The sequence below is a fragment of the Microbacterium sp. B35-04 genome (assembly GCF_010634885.1).
Classification (GTDB): Bacteria; Actinomycetota; Actinomycetes; order Actinomycetales; family Microbacteriaceae; genus Microbacterium.
Genome location: NZ_MWLP01000021.1, coordinates 70,186 through 85,896, shown reverse-complemented (window position 1 = coordinate 85,896; position 15,711 = coordinate 70,186). Strand labels below are relative to the sequence as shown.

Sequence of the window (15,711 nt, the reverse complement as noted above, 5' to 3'; positions counted from 1 at the left end):
GAGGAAACATGGCTACCAAGTCCAAGGCCTTCAAGGCCGCTGCTGCCAAGATCGAGGCAGACAAGTTCTACAGCCCCACCGAAGCCGTCGCGCTCGCGAAGCAGACCGGCTCGGCCAAGTTCGACTCGACCGTCGAGGTCGCGCTGAAGCTCTCGGTCGACCCCCGCAAGGCCGACCAGATGGTGCGCGGCACCGTCATCCTCCCGCACGGCACCGGCAAGACCGCCCGCGTCATCGTGTTCGCGACCGGTCCGGCCGCTGAGGCCGCGATCGCCGCGGGTGCGGACGAGGTCGGCGGCGCCGAGCTCATCGAGCGTGTCGCCGGTGGCTGGACCGCGTTCGACGCGGCCGTCTCGACGCCCGAGCTCATGGGCCAGGTCGGTCGACTGGGTAAGGTGCTCGGCCCCCGTGGCCTCATGCCGAACCCCAAGACCGGCACTGTGACCCCCAACCCGGCCAAGGCCGTGGAGGAGATCAAGGGCGGCAAGATCGAGTTCCGCGTCGACAAGCACGCCAACGTGCACTTCGTCGTCGGCAAGGCGTCGTTCTCGGAGGAGCAGCTCGACGAGAACCTGAAGGTCGCTCTCGAAGAGATCGTGCGCCTGAAGCCCTCGAGCTCGAAGGGTCGCTACATCCAGAAGGGCGCCGTGTCGACCACGTTCGGCCCCGGCATCCCGCTGGACGTCAACGCGATCGTCTGACGCTTCGTCGGATTCGCACGCAAGGGGCTCCACCTTCGGGTGGGGCCCCTTCGTCGTACCGCCCTTTCGTCGTGCCGCCCTAGGTGCCCGGCCACCCGGCCGGGCGGGGTAGCGTCGGGGCATGGCCAGGACGCTGCAGGACTTGTTCGGGATCGACGCGCCGATCGTGCTCGGCCCTTTCGGCGGGCTGTCGTCGGTCGAGCTGACGGCGGCGGTCAGCGATGCCGGAGGGCTCGGCTCGTACGGACTCTACGGCTACGACGCCGACCGCATCAGCGACACCATCGCCGCACTGCATTCGGCGACCTCGCGCCCGTTCGCCGTCAACCTCTGGCTGCCGACCGGCGATGAGGTCACCCCGGCGGAGGTCGACCTCGGCCCCGCGATCGAGGCGGTGGCGCCGCTCTTCGACGAGCTGGGACTCGCCCACCCCGCCCCGCCGCTCGAGTTCCTCCCCGACGTCGCCGCGCAGCTGACCGCAGTGCTGGATGCCGCGCCCGCGGCGCTGAGCGTCGTCTTCGGCGTCCCGTCCGAGCGTCTGGTGGCGGCAGCGCACAGCCGCGGCATCCGTGTCATCGGCACCGCGACCACCGTCGCCGAGGCGGTCGCGCTCGACGCCGCGGGCGTGGACGCGATCGTGGCCACAGGTGCTGAGGCGGGAGGTCATCGCGTCTCGTTCCTTCGCCCGGCGGAGCAGTCGCTCGTGGGCACCTTCGCGCTCGTGCCGCAGGTGGTCGACGCCGTCGGAGTTCCCGTGATCGCGGCCGGCGGGATCGCCGACCGCCGGGGCGTCGCCGCCGCGTTCGCACTCGGCGCGGCGGGGGTGCAGGTCGGCTCGGCGTTCCTCCGCACGCGCCAGTCGGCTGCGACCGACGCGCACCGCCAAGCGATCCAGGGCGCCGAGGACACCGCCACCGTTCTGACGCGGGCGATGAGCGGTCGGTTGGCTCGCGGCATCCCGAACCGCGCGATGCGCACGATCGAGACGTCGGGCGTCATCGCGCCGTTCCCTGCGCAGAACTGGCTCACCGGGCAGTTCCGTGCGGAGGCCGGGCGACGCGGCGACGGCGATCTCGTCTCGCTGTGGGCCGGCCAGGCTGCAGGCCTCTCGACGAGCGACGATGCGGCAGAGGTCTTCGCAGAGTTGGCGGAAGGCCTCCCGGGTGGCCCGGACCGGCGGTGAGACGCCCACAGGTCCAGCAACGGAGCGTCACACGGCCGCCCAGGGCGCCGCAGGCCGTGTTGTACTGGAACGTCCCCGCGGATCACCCTTCCGCCGCCACGACCCCAGGAACCACTCATGTCGCGTCGCCTCACCGCCCTCGTTCTCACAGCCACCGCCGCGCTTTCTCTCACGGCGTGCAGCGGCGGCTCCGCCGATCCCGCCTCGACCTCAGAAGGCGACGACCTCGGCCTCGTGACCGAGGGCACGTTGACGGTTGCCACCGAGGGCACCTACCGCCCGTTCACGTTCCACGACGAGTCGGGTGAGCTCGTCGGCTTCGACGTCGAGATCGCCGAGGCCGTCGCCGACAAGCTCGGGCTGGAGGTCGAGTTCCAGGAGACGCAGTGGGATGCGATCTTCGCGGGCCTCGACGCCGGGCGCTTCGACGTCATCGCGAATCAGGTGTCGATCAACCCCGAGCGCGAGGAGAAGTACCTGTTCAGCGAGCCGTACACCGTCTCGCCCGGCGTGATCGTCGTGCTCGAGGACGACGACTCGATCACCAGCTTCGCCGACCTCGAAGGCAAGACCACGGCCCAGTCGCTCCAGAGCAACTGGTACGAGCTCGCCCAGGAGAGCGGCGCCACCGTCGAAGCCGTCGAGGGGTGGGCTCAGGCCGTCGCTCTGCTGCAGCAGGGGCGCGTCGACGCGACGATCAACGACAACCTCACCTTCCTCGACTACGAGAAGAGTGAGGGTCCGACCGGTCTCAAGATCGCGGCTGAGACCGACGACCCCGCACACAACGCGTTCGCCTTCACCAAGGACAAGACGGCACTCGTCGACGCGGTGGATGAGGCGCTCGCCGAGCTGCGTGAGGAAGGCGTGCTCGCAGAGATCAGCGACAAGTACTTCGGGGCCGACGTCACTCAGTAGGCCATCCGGCGTGAGCCGCCTGCCGTCGGATGCGGCCCGGACGGCACGCCGACTGCGGGGAGGGGATCGTCCATGGATGACGCGAACACCTGGACGCTGGTCGTCGACTCGTTCCTGCCGCTGTTGGGGGCAGGTCTGACGGGCACGATCCCACTCGCGCTGGCCTCGTTCGCGATCGGACTCGTGCTGGCGCTCGCAGTGGCGCTCATGCGGCTGTCGTCGAACCCCGTCGTGTCGAGCATCGCCAGGTTCTACATCTCGGTGATCCGTGGGACGCCGCTGCTCGTGCAGCTCTTCGTGATCTTCTACGGGCTGCCGTCGGTCGGCATCGTCATCGATCCGTGGCCGGCCGCGATCATCGCCTTCTCGCTCAACGTCGGGGGATACGCGGCCGAGGTGATCCGCGCCGCGATCCTGTCGGTGCCCAAAGGGCAGTGGGAGGCCGGGCACACGGTGGGCTTCTCGCACGGTCGCACGCTCGCACGCATCGTGCTTCCGCAGGCGGCGCGCGTCTCGGTGCCACCCCTGTCGAACACCTTCATCTCCCTGGTGAAGGACAGCTCACTGGCATCGCTGATCCTGGTCTCGGAGCTGTTTCGTGAGGCGCAGCAGATCGCTGCGTTCACGTTCGAGTTCATGGTGATCTATCTGGAGGCCGCGTTCATCTACTGGATCTTCTGCCTGATCCTCTCGACCGGGCAGAGCGCCGTGGAGAGGAGGCTCGACCGATATGTCGCCCACTGAGTTCCCGGCCGATCCGCTTGCGCCGCCGGCGCCGGCCGACGATCGGCCTCTGCTGGAGGTCACCGGCCTCACGAAGAGCTTCGGCTCGAATCGCGTGCTCGACGGTGTCGACTTCTCCGTGAGGCGTGGCGAGGTCGTGGTGCTCATCGGCCCGAGCGGGTCGGGGAAGACCACCGTCCTGCGCTCGCTCAACGGCCTCGAGACACCTGACGCGGGCGTCGTGAACTTCGACGGCGGCCCCTCGCTGGACTTCTCGACGCGAGTCTCGAAGGCCGACCGAGCGGCACTGCGCGACCGATCGGCGATGGTCTTCCAGCACCACAACCTCTTCCCGCACCGCACCGTGCTGCAGAACGTGATCGAAGGGCCGGTGCACGCCCATCGTGTGCCCAAGGCCGAGGCGATCGCGAGGGCCGAGGCACTCCTCGAGCGCGTCGGGCTGACGGAGAAGCGCGACGTCTTTCCGTTCCAGCTGTCGGGAGGTCAGCAGCAGCGGGTCGGAATCGTCCGCGCGCTCGCTCTGCGGCCGCAGCTGCTGCTCTTCGACGAGCCGACCAGTGCGCTGGATCCCGAACTCGTGGGCGAGGTGCTGGTCGTGCTCAAGGAGCTGGCAGACGAGGGCTGGACGATGGTGATCGTGACGCACGAGCTCGGATTCGCGCGCCAGGTCGCCGATGAGGTGCTGTTCTTCGACCACGGCGTGGTCGTCGAGCGCGGTGCCCCGAGGCAGCTCTTCACCAACCCGCAGGAGGAGCGCACGCGTCGTTTCGTCGACCGCATCCTCCACCCGCTCGACGACTGAAACCGTGCGGATGCGCGCCTCGGGTGCGTGTCAGCGGGTCGGCCGCACCTCGAAGCCGCGCTCCGCGGTGGGGTCAGCATCCGTCACCGTCGCGCTCTCGACGACCGACCCGGGCGGGCCCTCGGCCATCCAGGCGAGTACCTCGTCGACCTGCCCGGGCGTGCCCTCCAGCTCGGCCTCGACCGAGCCGTCGGCGCGATTGCGCACCCAGCCGGCAACCCCCGCGTCGCGCGCGATCATGCGCAGCGTGTAGCGGTAGCCCACCCCCTGCACTTCGCCGCGAACCGTCACGTGCACGCGTCTCATGCCTCCATCGTGCCGCGCGCAGGGTGTCGCGAGCGAGAGGGGAATGACAGGATGCCGGAATGGGAACCGTCGACGACCTCCTCGCAGAACTCGACCCGGCAGACCGGCCATCGATCGAGCAGATCTACGCGATCGCCCGCGACGTCGCGCCCGACGCCGAACAGGGACTCGGATACGGGATGCCGGCGCTGGTGTACCGCGGCAAGCCGCTGGTGTCGGTCATGCGCGCCAAGAAGCACATCGGCGTCTACCCGTTCAGCCCGGCGGCGGTGACGGCGGTGGCCGACGCGCTGGCGGAGCATCCCGGGATCGGGCTGGACAAGGGGACGATCCGCTATCAGCCGGAGCATCCGCTGCCCGACGAGGTCGTGCGCACCCTCGTGACCGCCCGCAAGGAGCAGATCGAGGCCTGACCCCCGATCAGCCCGCGGTCGGGAGCACGAGCGAGACGCCCAGTGCGATCATCACGACGGCGATCACCCCGTCGAGGATCCGCCATGCGCGGGGAGTCGACAGCCAGCGGCTCAGCAGTCGCGCGCCGAAGGCGAGGCCGAAGAACCAGATCAGGCTCGCGGCGATCGCCCCGGCGGCGAACAGCCAGCGCGCGTCGCCGTGCGTGCTGGCGACCGTGCCGAGCAGGAACACCGTGTCGAGGTACACGTGCGGGTTGAGCCAGGTGAGCGCGAGGCCGGTGAGGATCACCGAGAGCAGGGCTGTGCGTGCGGGAGTGGCTCGACGCGAGGTCGCCCCCACGCTCGCGCCGTGCACCGGTTGTGCGTCGGGGCCACCGGCGGCGCCCGGGGAGGCAGCCGTGGCCGGCGCTCCCGAGCGAAGCGCGGGCTCGGGATCGATCTCGGTGCCGGCATCCGGCCCGTCCGACGCGCTGAGCCCGGCGCCGGTGGGCTTCCAGGCGCGCCGTGCGGCCAGCACGCCGTACGTCACCAGGAACAGTGCGCCGGCCCAGCGGACCACGTCGACCAGCCACGGCACCGCCTCCAGCACCAGGCCGATGCCCGAGACGCCCAGGGCGATGAGGATCGCGTCCGAGATCGCGCAGATCGCAGCCACAGCGAGCACGTGCTCACGGCGCAGGCCCTGGCGCAGCACGAACAGGTTCTGTGCGCCGATGGCGATGATGAGCGAGAAGCCGAGGCCGAGGCCGGACAGAACGGGGGTGAGCACCCTTCGACGGTACGAGCCGGGGCTTCCGTAGTCCAGCTCATGGATCTTCAGTACCATTAGCCAGACTGAAGATGCGCATTCCGTTCGAACTTGCCGAGACCCTGGCCGTCGTCGTCGACGAGGGCACGCTCGACGCGGCCGCCCGGCGCCTGCACGTCACACCGTCGGCGGTGAGCCAGCGGATCAAGACCCTCGAGGAGCAGCTCGGGCGTCTCGTGCTGGTGCGCTCCAAGCCGGTGCGGCCGACGGAGGCGGGCATGTCGGTGATCCGCCTCGCCCGGCAGCTGGCGCTGCTCGAACACGACGCGCTCGCCGAGCTCGGCGCGGATGACGGCGAGACCGCGCTCACCAGCGTGCCGCTCGCGGTCAACGCCGACTCGCTGGCCACGTGGTTCCTCGAGCCGCTCGCACGGCTGGGGGAGCGGCATCCCGTCGTCTTCGATCTGCATCGCGACGACCAGGACTTCACCGCCGGACTGCTCGAATCGGGAACCGTGATGGGCGCGGTCACCTCACGCGCCGCGCCGGTGGCAGGATGCCGCGCCTCGGTGCTCGGCGCCATGCGCTACGAGGCCGTCGCCACGCCGTCATACGTCGAGCGGTGGTTGGGAGGCGATCGCCGGGCGGCGCTGGCGGACGCGCCACTCGTGGACTTAGATCGCCGCGACGACCTGCAGAACGAGTGGCTCGCACAGCAGGGCGTCGATCCTGCGCACCCGCCGCGGCACTACGTGCCGGCCTCCAACGACTTCGCCACGTCTGTGCGGCTCGGACTCGGCTGGGCCATGCTGCCGCGCTTCCAGTCCCACGACGCGCTCCACCGGGGCGAGCTCGTGCTGCTCGGCGGCGCGCCCGTGGACGTCGCGCTGCACTGGCAGCAGTGGAACCTGCGCTCTCCGCTCCTCGACGCGATCGCCGAGACGATCGTCGCGGAGGGCCGCCGTGTGCTCACGCCCGCCTGAATCAGTTCACTTGCGCTGAACGAACGCCGAACGGGCGTTCTGACGTACATCCAGCGCAAGTGAACCGATTCAGCGAGACGACGGCCAACGGAACGACGGCGAGGGGCGAGGAGGCGAGGGGTGAGGGGGCGGGGGGGTCAGCCGTCGCTGACGCGGAGGACGACCTTGCCGCGGGTGTGGCCGGTCTCGATCGCGCGGTGCGCGTCGGGCGCCTCGGCGAGCTCGAAGACGCTCTCGATGTAGACCTGCACCGAGCCGGAGTCCAGCAGCCGGGCGATGGTCGCCAGCGCCCCTCCGTCGGGGATGACCTTGTACGACGTGGCGCGCACCCCCGCGTCGACCGCGGCGTCGGCGTAGCCCGGCCACGAGCCGGTCGGCACGAGCACGTACAGCCCGCCGGGTCGCAGCACGCTCAGCGAGCGGGTGCCGGTGTCGCCGCCGACGTTGCCGACCAGGTCGATGACGACATCCACCTCGCCGACCACCTCTTCGAACCTCGTCGTCGTGTAGTCGATGACGACCGAGGCTCCGAGCTCGCGAAGCCAGGGGGCGTTGCGCGCCGATGCGGTGACCGTGACGTGGGCGCCGAAGTAGGCGGCGAACTGCACGGCGAAGTGGCCCACGCCGCCGCCGCCGGCGTGGATCAGCATCCGCTGGCCCTCGTGCGCGTGCGCGGTCTCGACGACCAGCCCCCAGGCGGTGAGCGCGGCGAGCGGCACACCTGCCGCCTCGACGTGCGAGAGGGCCGCGGGCTTGCGCGCGACCGACAGCGACGGCGCCACGACGTACTCGGCGTACGTGCCGCCCGTACGCGGGAAAGACGCCATGCCGAACACCTCGGTGCCGGGCGGGAAGGGGTGCGACTCGTACGGGCTCTTCACCACGATGCCGCTGAAGTCGTAGCCCGGCGTCGCCGGGTAGGCGTCGATCGCGCCTGACACGCCCGCTCCGGCGCGCGTCTTGGCGTCGATCGGGTTGACCCCCGCGGCGACCACCCGCACCAGCAGTTCACTGAGCACGGGGGAGGGGACGGGAACGGATGCCGCGCGCAGCGCGTCCGGCTCGCCCGGGCCATCCACGACCACCGCCCGCATCGCGGCGGGCGGCTCAGCCACCGGCGCGAGCGGCGCATCGGGTGTCGATCGCAGCGGTCGGATCCTCATGACGCACTCCTTCCGCGGGCGTGCCGTCATCGGCACCAGAACGTGACCCGGTGAAGCCCAGTCAACCCTGCGTTCGTCTCGCCCGTGTTACGCCGGTGCTACCGTGCCGCGAACGCATCGACCGACACCCCACGCGCGAGGACGCGCCGCCGGACGCGCTCCCGGACGCGCACCCGGACGAGCGTTGTTGGCCGCGCGCCGACCCGGGACGCGGCATCCGTCCTCCGCCGGCTCGCCGGCGCGCCGGTGTCAGGCTCGCGGCGCCCGCCGCTCGACGGCCTCGGGCGAGAGCACCTGCTGCATCACCATGATCGCCGCGCCGAGCACGCCGGCGGTCTCGTCGGCCTGGGACTGCACGATGCCCAGATGCTGCGTCGCCAGCGGAATGGAGCGCCGGTACACGACTTCGCGGGCGCCGGCGAGCAGGTGCTCGCCCGCCCGGGCCACGCTGCCGCCGATGACGATCACCGAGGGGTTGAGCATGTTGACGACCGTGGCGAGGACCTCGCCGACCTCGCGACCCGCCTGTCGTGTCGCCGTGATCGCCGCCGGGTGGCCGGCCCGCACGAGCGCCACGACGTCTGAGCTTCCGGCGGCGTCGATGCCCTGAGCGCGCAGGTCGGCCGCGATCGCCGTGCCGCTCGCGATCGCCTCCAGGTCGCGCTGGTCGCCCGGCGGCCGGGGGGAGTCGTGGCTGTAGGGCACCTGCACGTGCCCCATGTCGCCTGCGGAACCCTGGGCCCCGCGCTGCAGCGAACCGCCCGAGATGACGCCGGCGCCGATGCCGGTCGACACTTTCACGAAGATGAGGTCGGCGACCCCCGGCCAGCTGAGGGCCTGCTCGCCGAGGGCGAGGATGTTCACGTCGTTGTCGACGAGGACCGGCACGTCGAAGGTGCGCTGCACGTAGTGCGGCACATCGAACCGGTCCCAGCCGGGCATGATGGGCGGATTCGTCGGGCGGCCCGTGGAGTGCTCGACGGGGCCGGGGACCCCGATCCCGACGCCGACCACCTGCGACGCGACGATGCCGCGTGCCTCGAGCAGCGCGGCGCCCTCGGCGATCACCGTGTCGAGCACGGTCTCGGGTCCGTCGGCGATGTCCAGCGGATGCGTGTTGGTGGTGAGGATGTTCGCCGCGAGGTCGGCGAGTGCGACCGTGGCGTGCGTGGCGCCGAGGTCCACGGCGATCACGATGCCCGCCATCGGGTTGAAGGCGACACGGGCGGGCGGGCGTCCTCCGGTCGAGGCGGCTTCGCCTGCGGGCCGCACCAGACCGGCGGCCAGGAGGGTGTCGACGCGGCTCGAAACGGTGGAGCGGGCGAGGCCGGTGAGTGTCGCGAGCTCGGCCTTCGTGCGCGCACGGCCGTCGCGGAGGATCTGGAAGATCTCGCCCGCGCCGTTGCCGCCGGCGGCTCCGCTGCCGCGTACTGCGTCGACCATGGCGACAGTAAAGCACACGCTTCTGGTGCGAGCGCCAGTGACTTAACATCACGACCTGATCACTTTTGTCGAAGTGCTAGCAAAAGTCGACGTCCCCGTGACATGATCGCCGCATGACTACGGAAGTCATCGACATCGGTGTCGACACAGTGCGCACGGGGCTCGTGGGCGGCGGATTCATGGGGCGCGTTCACGCCGCCGCCGCGCGGCGGGCGGGTGCGCAGCTCACAGTCGTCGCGTCCTCGAGCCGGGGCCGCGCCGAGGCGGTGGCCCGAGAGCTCGGCGTCGCGCGGGTCGAAGACGACGCGGCCGGGGTCTTCGCAGCATCCGATGTCGACGTCGTGCACATCTGCACGCCCAACGCCACGCACGCGCCCCTGGCGGCAGCAGCACTCGCGGCGGGAAAGCACGTCGTGTGCGAGAAGCCCCTCGCGACCACCGTCGCCGACGCACGGGCGCTCGCACGCGCCGCGGAGGATGCCGGAGTCGTGGCGGCGGTGCCGTTCGTGTACCGCTACCACCCGATGGTGCGTGAGGCTCGCGCGCGCGTCGCCTCGGGGCGGATCGGCACGCTGCTGACGCTCGACGGCTCGTACCTGCAGGACTGGATGCTGCGGCAGAACGACGACGACTGGCGGGCGGATGCCGCGACCGGCGGTCCGTCGCGCGCGTTCGCCGACATCGGCTCGCACCTGTGCGACCTGGTCGAGTTCGTCGCCGGCGAGCGCATCGTGCGCCTCGCCGCGCGGACGCGCCGGATGTTCGACGAGCGGGCCGGCCGGAGCGTGGCCAACGAGGACATCGCCGCCCTCCTCATCGAGACCGAATCCGGTGCCCTCGGCACCCTGCTCGTCTCGCAGATGGCGCCGGGGCGCAAGAATGCGCTCGTCATCGAGCTGCACGGCAGCCGTCGCAGTCTCCGCTTCGATCAGGAGCGACCGGAGGAGCTGTGGATCGGCGCACGCAAGGGCTCCCGCCTCATGCTGCGCGACCCCGCCACCGCCGACCCCGACGCTGCGCGGCTCCAGCGCGTGCCCGCGGGGCATCCCATGGGGTACCAGGACGCCTTCGACGGCTTCGTCGCCGACGTGTACAGCGCGATCGCCGGCCAGGCGCCGGACGGTCTCCCCACCTTCGCCGACGGTCTGCGTGCCGCCGTGCTGACCGACGCCGTCCTCGAGGCGGCCCATTCACAGTCTTGGATCGAGGTGACCTCATGAGCGAGACCATGCTCGCCGATACCCCGGTGCCGCAGGGAGGGACCGACGTCGTGCTGCGTGCGCGCGGGATCTCGAAGAGCTTCTTCGGCGTGCCCGTGCTGACCGGCATCGACATGGATGTCCGTCGAGGTGAGGTGCACGGCCTCGTCGGCGAGAACGGCGCCGGCAAGTCGACCTTCATGAAGATCATCGCGGGCGTGCATCAGGCCGACGCCGGCACGGTGGAGTTCGAGGGCCGTGAGGTCGCCTACACGCACCCCCGCCAGGCGATGGACGCCGGACTCGTGACGGTGTTCCAGGAGTTCAACCTGCTGCCCGAGCGCACCGTCGCCCAGAACGTGTTCCTCGGTCGCGAGCCGCGCCGGGCGGGCTTCATCGACAAGAAGGCGATGGTGCGTCGCACCGGCGCCCTGCTCGAGGACCTCGGCGTCACGTTCATCGACCCGGCCGCGCGCGTGGGCTCCCTCACCGTCGCCGAGCAGCAGATCGTCGAGATCGTGAAGGCGCTGTCGTTCGACGCCCGCGTCATCTCGATGGACGAGCCGACGGCGGCGCTCAGCGACCACGAGGTCGAGCTGCTGTACGCGATCATCCGACGACTGACGGCGCGCGGCGTGGCCGTGGTCTACGTCTCGCACCGCCTCAAAGAGATCTTCGACCTCTGCGACCGGATCACGATCCTGAAGGACGGCGCGCTGGTGTCGACGGATGACGCCGCCGACCTCACGAGCGCGGAGCTGGTGCGACGCATGGTCGGCCGCCCCATCCAGTCCTACTTCCCCGGCGCGGTCGAGGGCACTGGCGTCGGAGCCCCGCGGCTGGAGCTGCGCGGGTGCGGCAACGCCTACGTGGACGGCGTCAGCTTGGTGCTGCGCAGCGGCGAGATCGTCGGCGTGGCGGGCCTGCAGGGTTCGGGTCGCACCGAGCTCGTCGAGGGCATCTTCGGCGTCGACACCTTCACGCGGGGCAGCATGATCCTGGATGACCGATCTCTGCGGCTGAAGAGCGCCCGTGCGGCGGTCAAGGCGGGCCTCGCTCTCGTCACCGAAGACCGCAAGGCGCAGGGCCTCGCGCTGTCGCAGTCCGTGCTCGACAACGCACTGCTGGTCGTGCGCAGCGTCTTCACGCGGCGCACCGGAGCGGCGCGCAAGTCCGTGCCCGGCATCCTGAGCTCTCTCGAGGTGTCGTCCCGCGGACTCGACCAGGAGGTGCGCTTCCTCTCAGGCGGCAACCAGCAGAAGGTCGTGCTCGCGAAGTGGCTCGTGACCGACCCGCAGGTCGTGCTGTTCGACGAGCCCACGCGCGGCATCGACGTCGGAGCGAAGGTCGCCGTCTACGAGCTGATGCGCACGCTCGCCGCCGAGGGCAAGGCCGTGCTCATGGTGTCGAGCGAGCTGCCCGAGATCATCGGCATGAGCGACCGCATCCTCGTCATGCGCGACGGTGAGCTCGTCGCCGAGCTTCCCGCCGGCTCGGCCGAGCACGAGGTGCTCACCGCGGCCACCGGATCGCAGGAGACGCCGGACGACGTGATCGCCGATCCGCGCATCGAGACGGAAGGAGGTGCGCGATGAAGCGCGTCCGGGTCGACCAGACGGTCATCGTCCTCGGCATCCTCGTCGTCGTCATCATCGTGGGCGCGATCCTCGTCGCGACCGTCGGGCGCAGCTTCTTCAGCCCCGGCAACATCCGCGACATCCTCACCGGAATGAGCGTGCTGGGCCTCGTGGCGATCGGGCAGACGCTCGTCATCCTGGGCGCCTCACTCGACCTGTCGGTCACGTACGTCGTGAGCCTTGCGAGCCTCATCGGCGCCACGACCATGAACGGCAACCCGGCCAACATCCCCTGGGCGGTGGCGCTCACCCTGCTGATCTGCGCCGGCATCGGCCTGGCCAACGGCCTGATCGTCACGGTGCTCAAGGTCAACGGGTTCATTGCCACGCTCGGCGTGGGGCTCATCCTCCAGGGCGTCCTCAACACCAGCTTCGAGGGACGCGCCGGCTCGGTGCCGTCGCAGTTCCAGCTGATCGGCGCCACCGGGATCGGCCCGGTTCCGGTCTCGACCATCATCATGCTCGCCCTCGCGGTGCTCGTGTGGTTCCTCCTGGATCGCACCCGCACCGGCGCGCATCTGTTCGCCGTCGGCGGCGACCCCGAGGTGTCGCGCCTGTCGGGCCTGCGCACCCGGCCGCCGCTGATCGCCGCCCACGTGCTGTGCTCGGTGTTCGCGGGACTCGCGGGCCTGCTGTTGGCGAGCCGTCTCGGGGTCGGCAGCCCGACGGTCGGGCAGCAGGGCGGCTACGCGCTTCTCTCGATCGCCGCGGTCGTGCTCGGCGGCACGCTCCTCATGGGCGGCCGCGGGTCGATCTGGGGGACGATCGGCGGCGTCGCGATCTTCGCGGTGGTCGACAACGTGATGAGCGTCATGCAGGTCAACCCGTTCCTCAAGGACGTCGTCCGCGGCATCGTCATCGTCGCCGCGGTCGCCGTCTACAGCCGCCGGGCGATCGTTCGCCGGCGTACGCGCTTCGGACCCGGGGGCACGAGAACGGGAGGGGATGCCGCCGCCGAGGCCGCGGCACCCGCTATGGCCGCGGCATCCGCGCACCTCGCCGCAGAGGCGCACACGGACCCCTCCGGTTCCGATACGCCCGATTCGACTCCGGGAGGTGAGCTGCGATGAAGTTCGTTCGCACGCTGCTGAGCCCGCGCGGCGCGGTGTTCCTGCTGCTCGTCGTCCTGCTCGTCGCCGTCATGATCCTGAACCCCAACTTCGCCGAGCCCGGGCAGTTGATGCGGTTCGTCCAGCGGGTCGCCCCGATCGCCATCGTCGCGATCGGCCAGTACTTCGTCATCATCGCGGGGGAGTTCGATCTGTCGCAGGGATCGCTGATCACGGCCCAGGTGATCATCGCCGGCAACGTGGTCGGTCAGGACGACTCGCGCACCGTGCCGGTGCTGCTGCTGATGATCGTCTTCGGCCTGGTCATCGGCTTCATCAACGGCATCATCACGACGCTGCTCAAGGTGCCGTCGTTCATCGTGACGCTCGGCATGATGCTCGCCCTCCTCGGACTGGTGCTGTGGTGGACGGGCGGCGCGGCAACGGGCAACCCGGCCGACAGCTTCCGCGAGATCGGGCGCGGCGGCGTCCGCGACATCCCCGTCATCGACTTCCTGCCGTGGTCGGTGCTCATCCTCGCCGGCTGGCTCGCACTGGGCATCTGGATCACCAAGCGCCCGCTGGGCAAGGTGCTCATCGCGCTCGGCGACAACGCCCGGACGGTGCGGTACTCCGGCGCGCGCGACTGGTGGGCGACGACGCAGGCGTTCATGATCTCGTCGCTGTCGGCGACGGTCACCGCCGTCCTCCTGGTCGGCTACGCCGGCGTCCACCCCTCGGTCGGGCGCGGCTACGAGTTCGTCGCGATCACCGCCGTGGTGCTCGGCGGGGTGGTGCTCGGTGGCGGTCGGGGCTGGATCGTCGCCGCCGTCGCCGGAGCCTTCGTGCTGGAGGCGCTGTTCCTGCTGCTGAACATCGCCGGGGTGCCGGCGACACTGCGCGATGCCGTCCAAGGCGTCATCATCATCGCCGCCGTCGCGTACTCGGGCGTCGCGTTCCGCGCACGCCGCCGCCCCGCGACCCCACCCGCTTCTCCCGACCAGGGGAAGGAGCCCGATGCGCCCGATGGCGCGGCGGCTCGAACGTCCGCATCACCTGCCCTCGCCGCTGAGGGTGTCGCAGAAACCAGAGGAGACTAGAAATGCGACGATCACTGAAGATCGCCACCACATCGGTGGCGCTCGTCGGCCTCATCGCCCTGGCCGGCTGTACGACCGACCCGAACGTGGTGGCCCCGGAATCCTCGGAGGAGGCATCCGACCCCGCAGAGAACGAATGGTTCGACCAGGAGTTGTTCGACACCCAGATGGCACAGCGCGAAGTCGTGCCCGAAGGGCCGGAGGACGAGCCCTACCTGCAGCACATCGACGCCGAGATGGTCGACACGTCGCAGTACGCGAGCACCGGGCCGAAGAAGGCCTGCTTCGCCAACGCGTCGATCTCGAACCCGTGGCGCCAGACCGGCTGGATCACCATGAACCAGCAGCTGGAGGTGCTGCAGGAGGCCGGCGTCATTAGCGAGATGGAGACCCGCGACGCGCAGGACTCCGATGACACGCAGATCGCCGACATCGACTACTTCATCTCGGAGGGCAACTGCGACATCTTCCTCATCTCGCCGAACAGCACGGCGGCGATGACCCCTGCCGTCGAGCGCGCGTGTGAGACGGGCAAGCCCGTCGTCGTGTTCGACCGTGGTGTCGAGACCGACTGCGCGGTGACGTTCATCCACCCCATCGGCGGTTTCGCGTGGGGCATCGACACGGCCGAGTTCCTCATCGACAACCTCGAGGAGGGTGACAAGGTCGTCGCGTTGAGGATCCTGTCGGGCGTCGACGTGCTCGAGCACCGCTGGGCGGCGGCCGAGAAGCTGTTCGACGAGGCCGGGATCGAGGCGGTGGACTACTTCACCGGTGCGGACCCCGCCGAGATCAAGAGCATCATCAGCGACGAGCTCGCCAAGGGCGACGTGCACGGCATCTGGATGGATGCCGGTGACGGCGCCGTCGCGGCCATCGAGGCGTTCGAGGACGCCGGCGTGGACTACCCGGTCATGACCGGTGAGGACGAGATGAGCTTCCTGCGCAAGTGGAAGGAGACGGAGCTGACCGGTCTTGCACCGGTGTACTCGAACTTCCAGTGGCGCACGCCGCTCCTGGCGGCGCAGAAGATCTTCGCCGGCGAGGAGGTCCCGAAGGAGTGGGTGCTCCCGCAGGTGCCGATCGAGGCCGGCGAGCTCGATGAGTGGCTCGAGGCGAACGACGGCATGCCCGACGGTCACTACGCCAAGTTCGGCGGCGAGAACCTGCCGGGCTACCCCGACGTCTGGCAGGAGCGCCAGATCCCGTAACCCGCGGGTCTCCGTGTCCCACTTCCTGCCGATCATGTCCCGATGACACCGCTTTCCGGGTCGTCGGAACGACAGGAAGTGGGACACGGTCTCGCTGCCCACCGAATAAAC

16 protein-coding genes are annotated in these 15,711 nt (G+C 70.1%); 12 read left to right on the top strand and 4 right to left on the bottom strand.

The annotated features are described in order from the left end of the window. Positions 1-8: 8 nt before the first annotated feature. The 5 genes from rplA (at position 9) to B1729_RS06340 (ending at position 4,348) form a co-directional block, all read left to right on the top strand. Positions 9-701, top strand: a complete 693-nt coding sequence (gene rplA / locus B1729_RS06360; RefSeq protein WP_163619959.1) for a 50S ribosomal protein L1 — start codon at positions 9-11, stop codon at positions 699-701. A 121-nt stretch (positions 702-822) separates the two neighbouring features. Further along, positions 823-1,884, top strand: coding sequence for a DUF561 domain-containing protein (locus tag B1729_RS06355; protein ID WP_163619957.1), 1,062 nt, complete (start codon positions 823-825; stop codon positions 1,882-1,884). Positions 1,885-2,001: 117 nt separating this feature from the next. Further along, a complete protein-coding gene (locus tag B1729_RS06350; protein WP_163631381.1) occupies positions 2,002-2,802 on the top strand; it encodes an amino acid ABC transporter substrate-binding protein in 801 nt (266 codons plus the stop codon). 72 nt (positions 2,803-2,874) lie between these two features. Beyond that, positions 2,875-3,546: an amino acid ABC transporter permease gene (locus B1729_RS06345; protein ID WP_163619953.1), complete on the top strand. Its 672-nt coding sequence runs from the start codon at positions 2,875-2,877 to the stop codon at positions 3,544-3,546. Then, the gene (locus tag B1729_RS06340) at positions 3,533-4,348 is read left to right on the top strand and encodes an amino acid ABC transporter ATP-binding protein (RefSeq protein ID WP_163631379.1); all 816 of its coding nucleotides are present in this window, start codon (positions 3,533-3,535) and stop codon (positions 4,346-4,348) included. Before B1729_RS06345 ends, B1729_RS06340 begins: the two co-directional genes overlap by 14 nt. Before the next feature lie 30 nt (positions 4,349-4,378). On the opposite strand, the gene B1729_RS06335 is transcribed toward B1729_RS06340, so the two are convergent. Next, a complete protein-coding gene (locus B1729_RS06335; protein WP_163619949.1) occupies positions 4,379-4,654 on the bottom strand; it encodes an acylphosphatase in 276 nt (91 codons plus the stop codon). Between the two features lie 59 nt (positions 4,655-4,713). On the opposite strand from B1729_RS06335, the gene B1729_RS06330 reads away from it, so the two are divergent. Further along, complete coding sequence (locus B1729_RS06330) at positions 4,714-5,067, top strand: DUF1801 domain-containing protein (RefSeq protein ID WP_163619947.1); 354 nt, start codon at positions 4,714-4,716, stop codon at positions 5,065-5,067. Between the two features lie 7 nt (positions 5,068-5,074). On the opposite strand, the gene lysE is transcribed toward B1729_RS06330, so the two are convergent. Continuing rightward, entirely contained in the window at positions 5,075-5,836 is a 762-nt protein-coding gene (gene lysE / locus B1729_RS06325; protein WP_239539453.1) for an L-lysine exporter, read from the bottom strand. A gap of 71 nt (positions 5,837-5,907) precedes the next feature. On the opposite strand from lysE, the gene B1729_RS06320 reads away from it, so the two are divergent. Continuing rightward, complete coding sequence (locus tag B1729_RS06320; protein WP_163631375.1) at positions 5,908-6,798, top strand: LysR family transcriptional regulator ArgP; 891 nt, start codon at positions 5,908-5,910, stop codon at positions 6,796-6,798. A gap of 137 nt (positions 6,799-6,935) precedes the next feature. Here the strand turns inward: B1729_RS06320 and B1729_RS06315 are convergent, their stop codons facing one another. Together B1729_RS06315 and B1729_RS06310 are read right to left on the bottom strand one after the other, a co-directional pair. Continuing rightward, positions 6,936-7,961, bottom strand: coding sequence for an NADP-dependent oxidoreductase (locus tag B1729_RS06315; protein WP_163631373.1), 1,026 nt, complete (start codon positions 7,959-7,961; stop codon positions 6,936-6,938). A 249-nt stretch (positions 7,962-8,210) separates the two neighbouring features. Further along, positions 8,211-9,404, bottom strand: coding sequence for an ROK family transcriptional regulator (locus B1729_RS06310; protein WP_163619940.1), 1,194 nt, complete (start codon positions 9,402-9,404; stop codon positions 8,211-8,213). Positions 9,405-9,517: 113 nt separating this feature from the next. On the opposite strand from B1729_RS06310, the gene B1729_RS06305 reads away from it, so the two are divergent. From B1729_RS06305 to B1729_RS06285, 5 genes are read left to right on the top strand one after another with little or no spacing between them, the layout of a single operon-like run. Beyond that, positions 9,518-10,624, top strand: a complete 1,107-nt coding sequence (locus tag B1729_RS06305; protein WP_163619938.1) for a Gfo/Idh/MocA family oxidoreductase — start codon at positions 9,518-9,520, stop codon at positions 10,622-10,624. Next, positions 10,621-12,198 carry a sugar ABC transporter ATP-binding protein gene (locus B1729_RS06300; protein ID WP_239539450.1) on the top strand — a complete coding sequence of 526 codons (1,578 nt, stop codon included), beginning with the start codon at positions 10,621-10,623 and terminating at the stop codon, positions 12,196-12,198. Before B1729_RS06305 ends, B1729_RS06300 begins: the two co-directional genes overlap by 4 nt. Continuing rightward, positions 12,195-13,310, top strand: coding sequence for an ABC transporter permease (locus tag B1729_RS06295; protein WP_163631371.1), 1,116 nt, complete (start codon positions 12,195-12,197; stop codon positions 13,308-13,310). Before B1729_RS06300 ends, B1729_RS06295 begins: the two co-directional genes overlap by 4 nt. Then, the gene (locus tag B1729_RS06290; RefSeq protein WP_163631369.1) at positions 13,307-14,389 is read left to right on the top strand and encodes an ABC transporter permease; all 1,083 of its coding nucleotides are present in this window, start codon (positions 13,307-13,309) and stop codon (positions 14,387-14,389) included. The genes B1729_RS06295 and B1729_RS06290 overlap by 4 nt, the downstream gene beginning before the upstream one ends. 2 nt (positions 14,390-14,391) lie before the next feature. Beyond that, positions 14,392-15,600 (top strand): substrate-binding domain-containing protein, encoded by a 1,209-nt coding sequence (locus B1729_RS06285; protein ID WP_163631367.1) that lies wholly within the window; start codon positions 14,392-14,394, stop codon positions 15,598-15,600. The last annotated feature ends 111 nt before the right edge of the window (positions 15,601-15,711 follow it).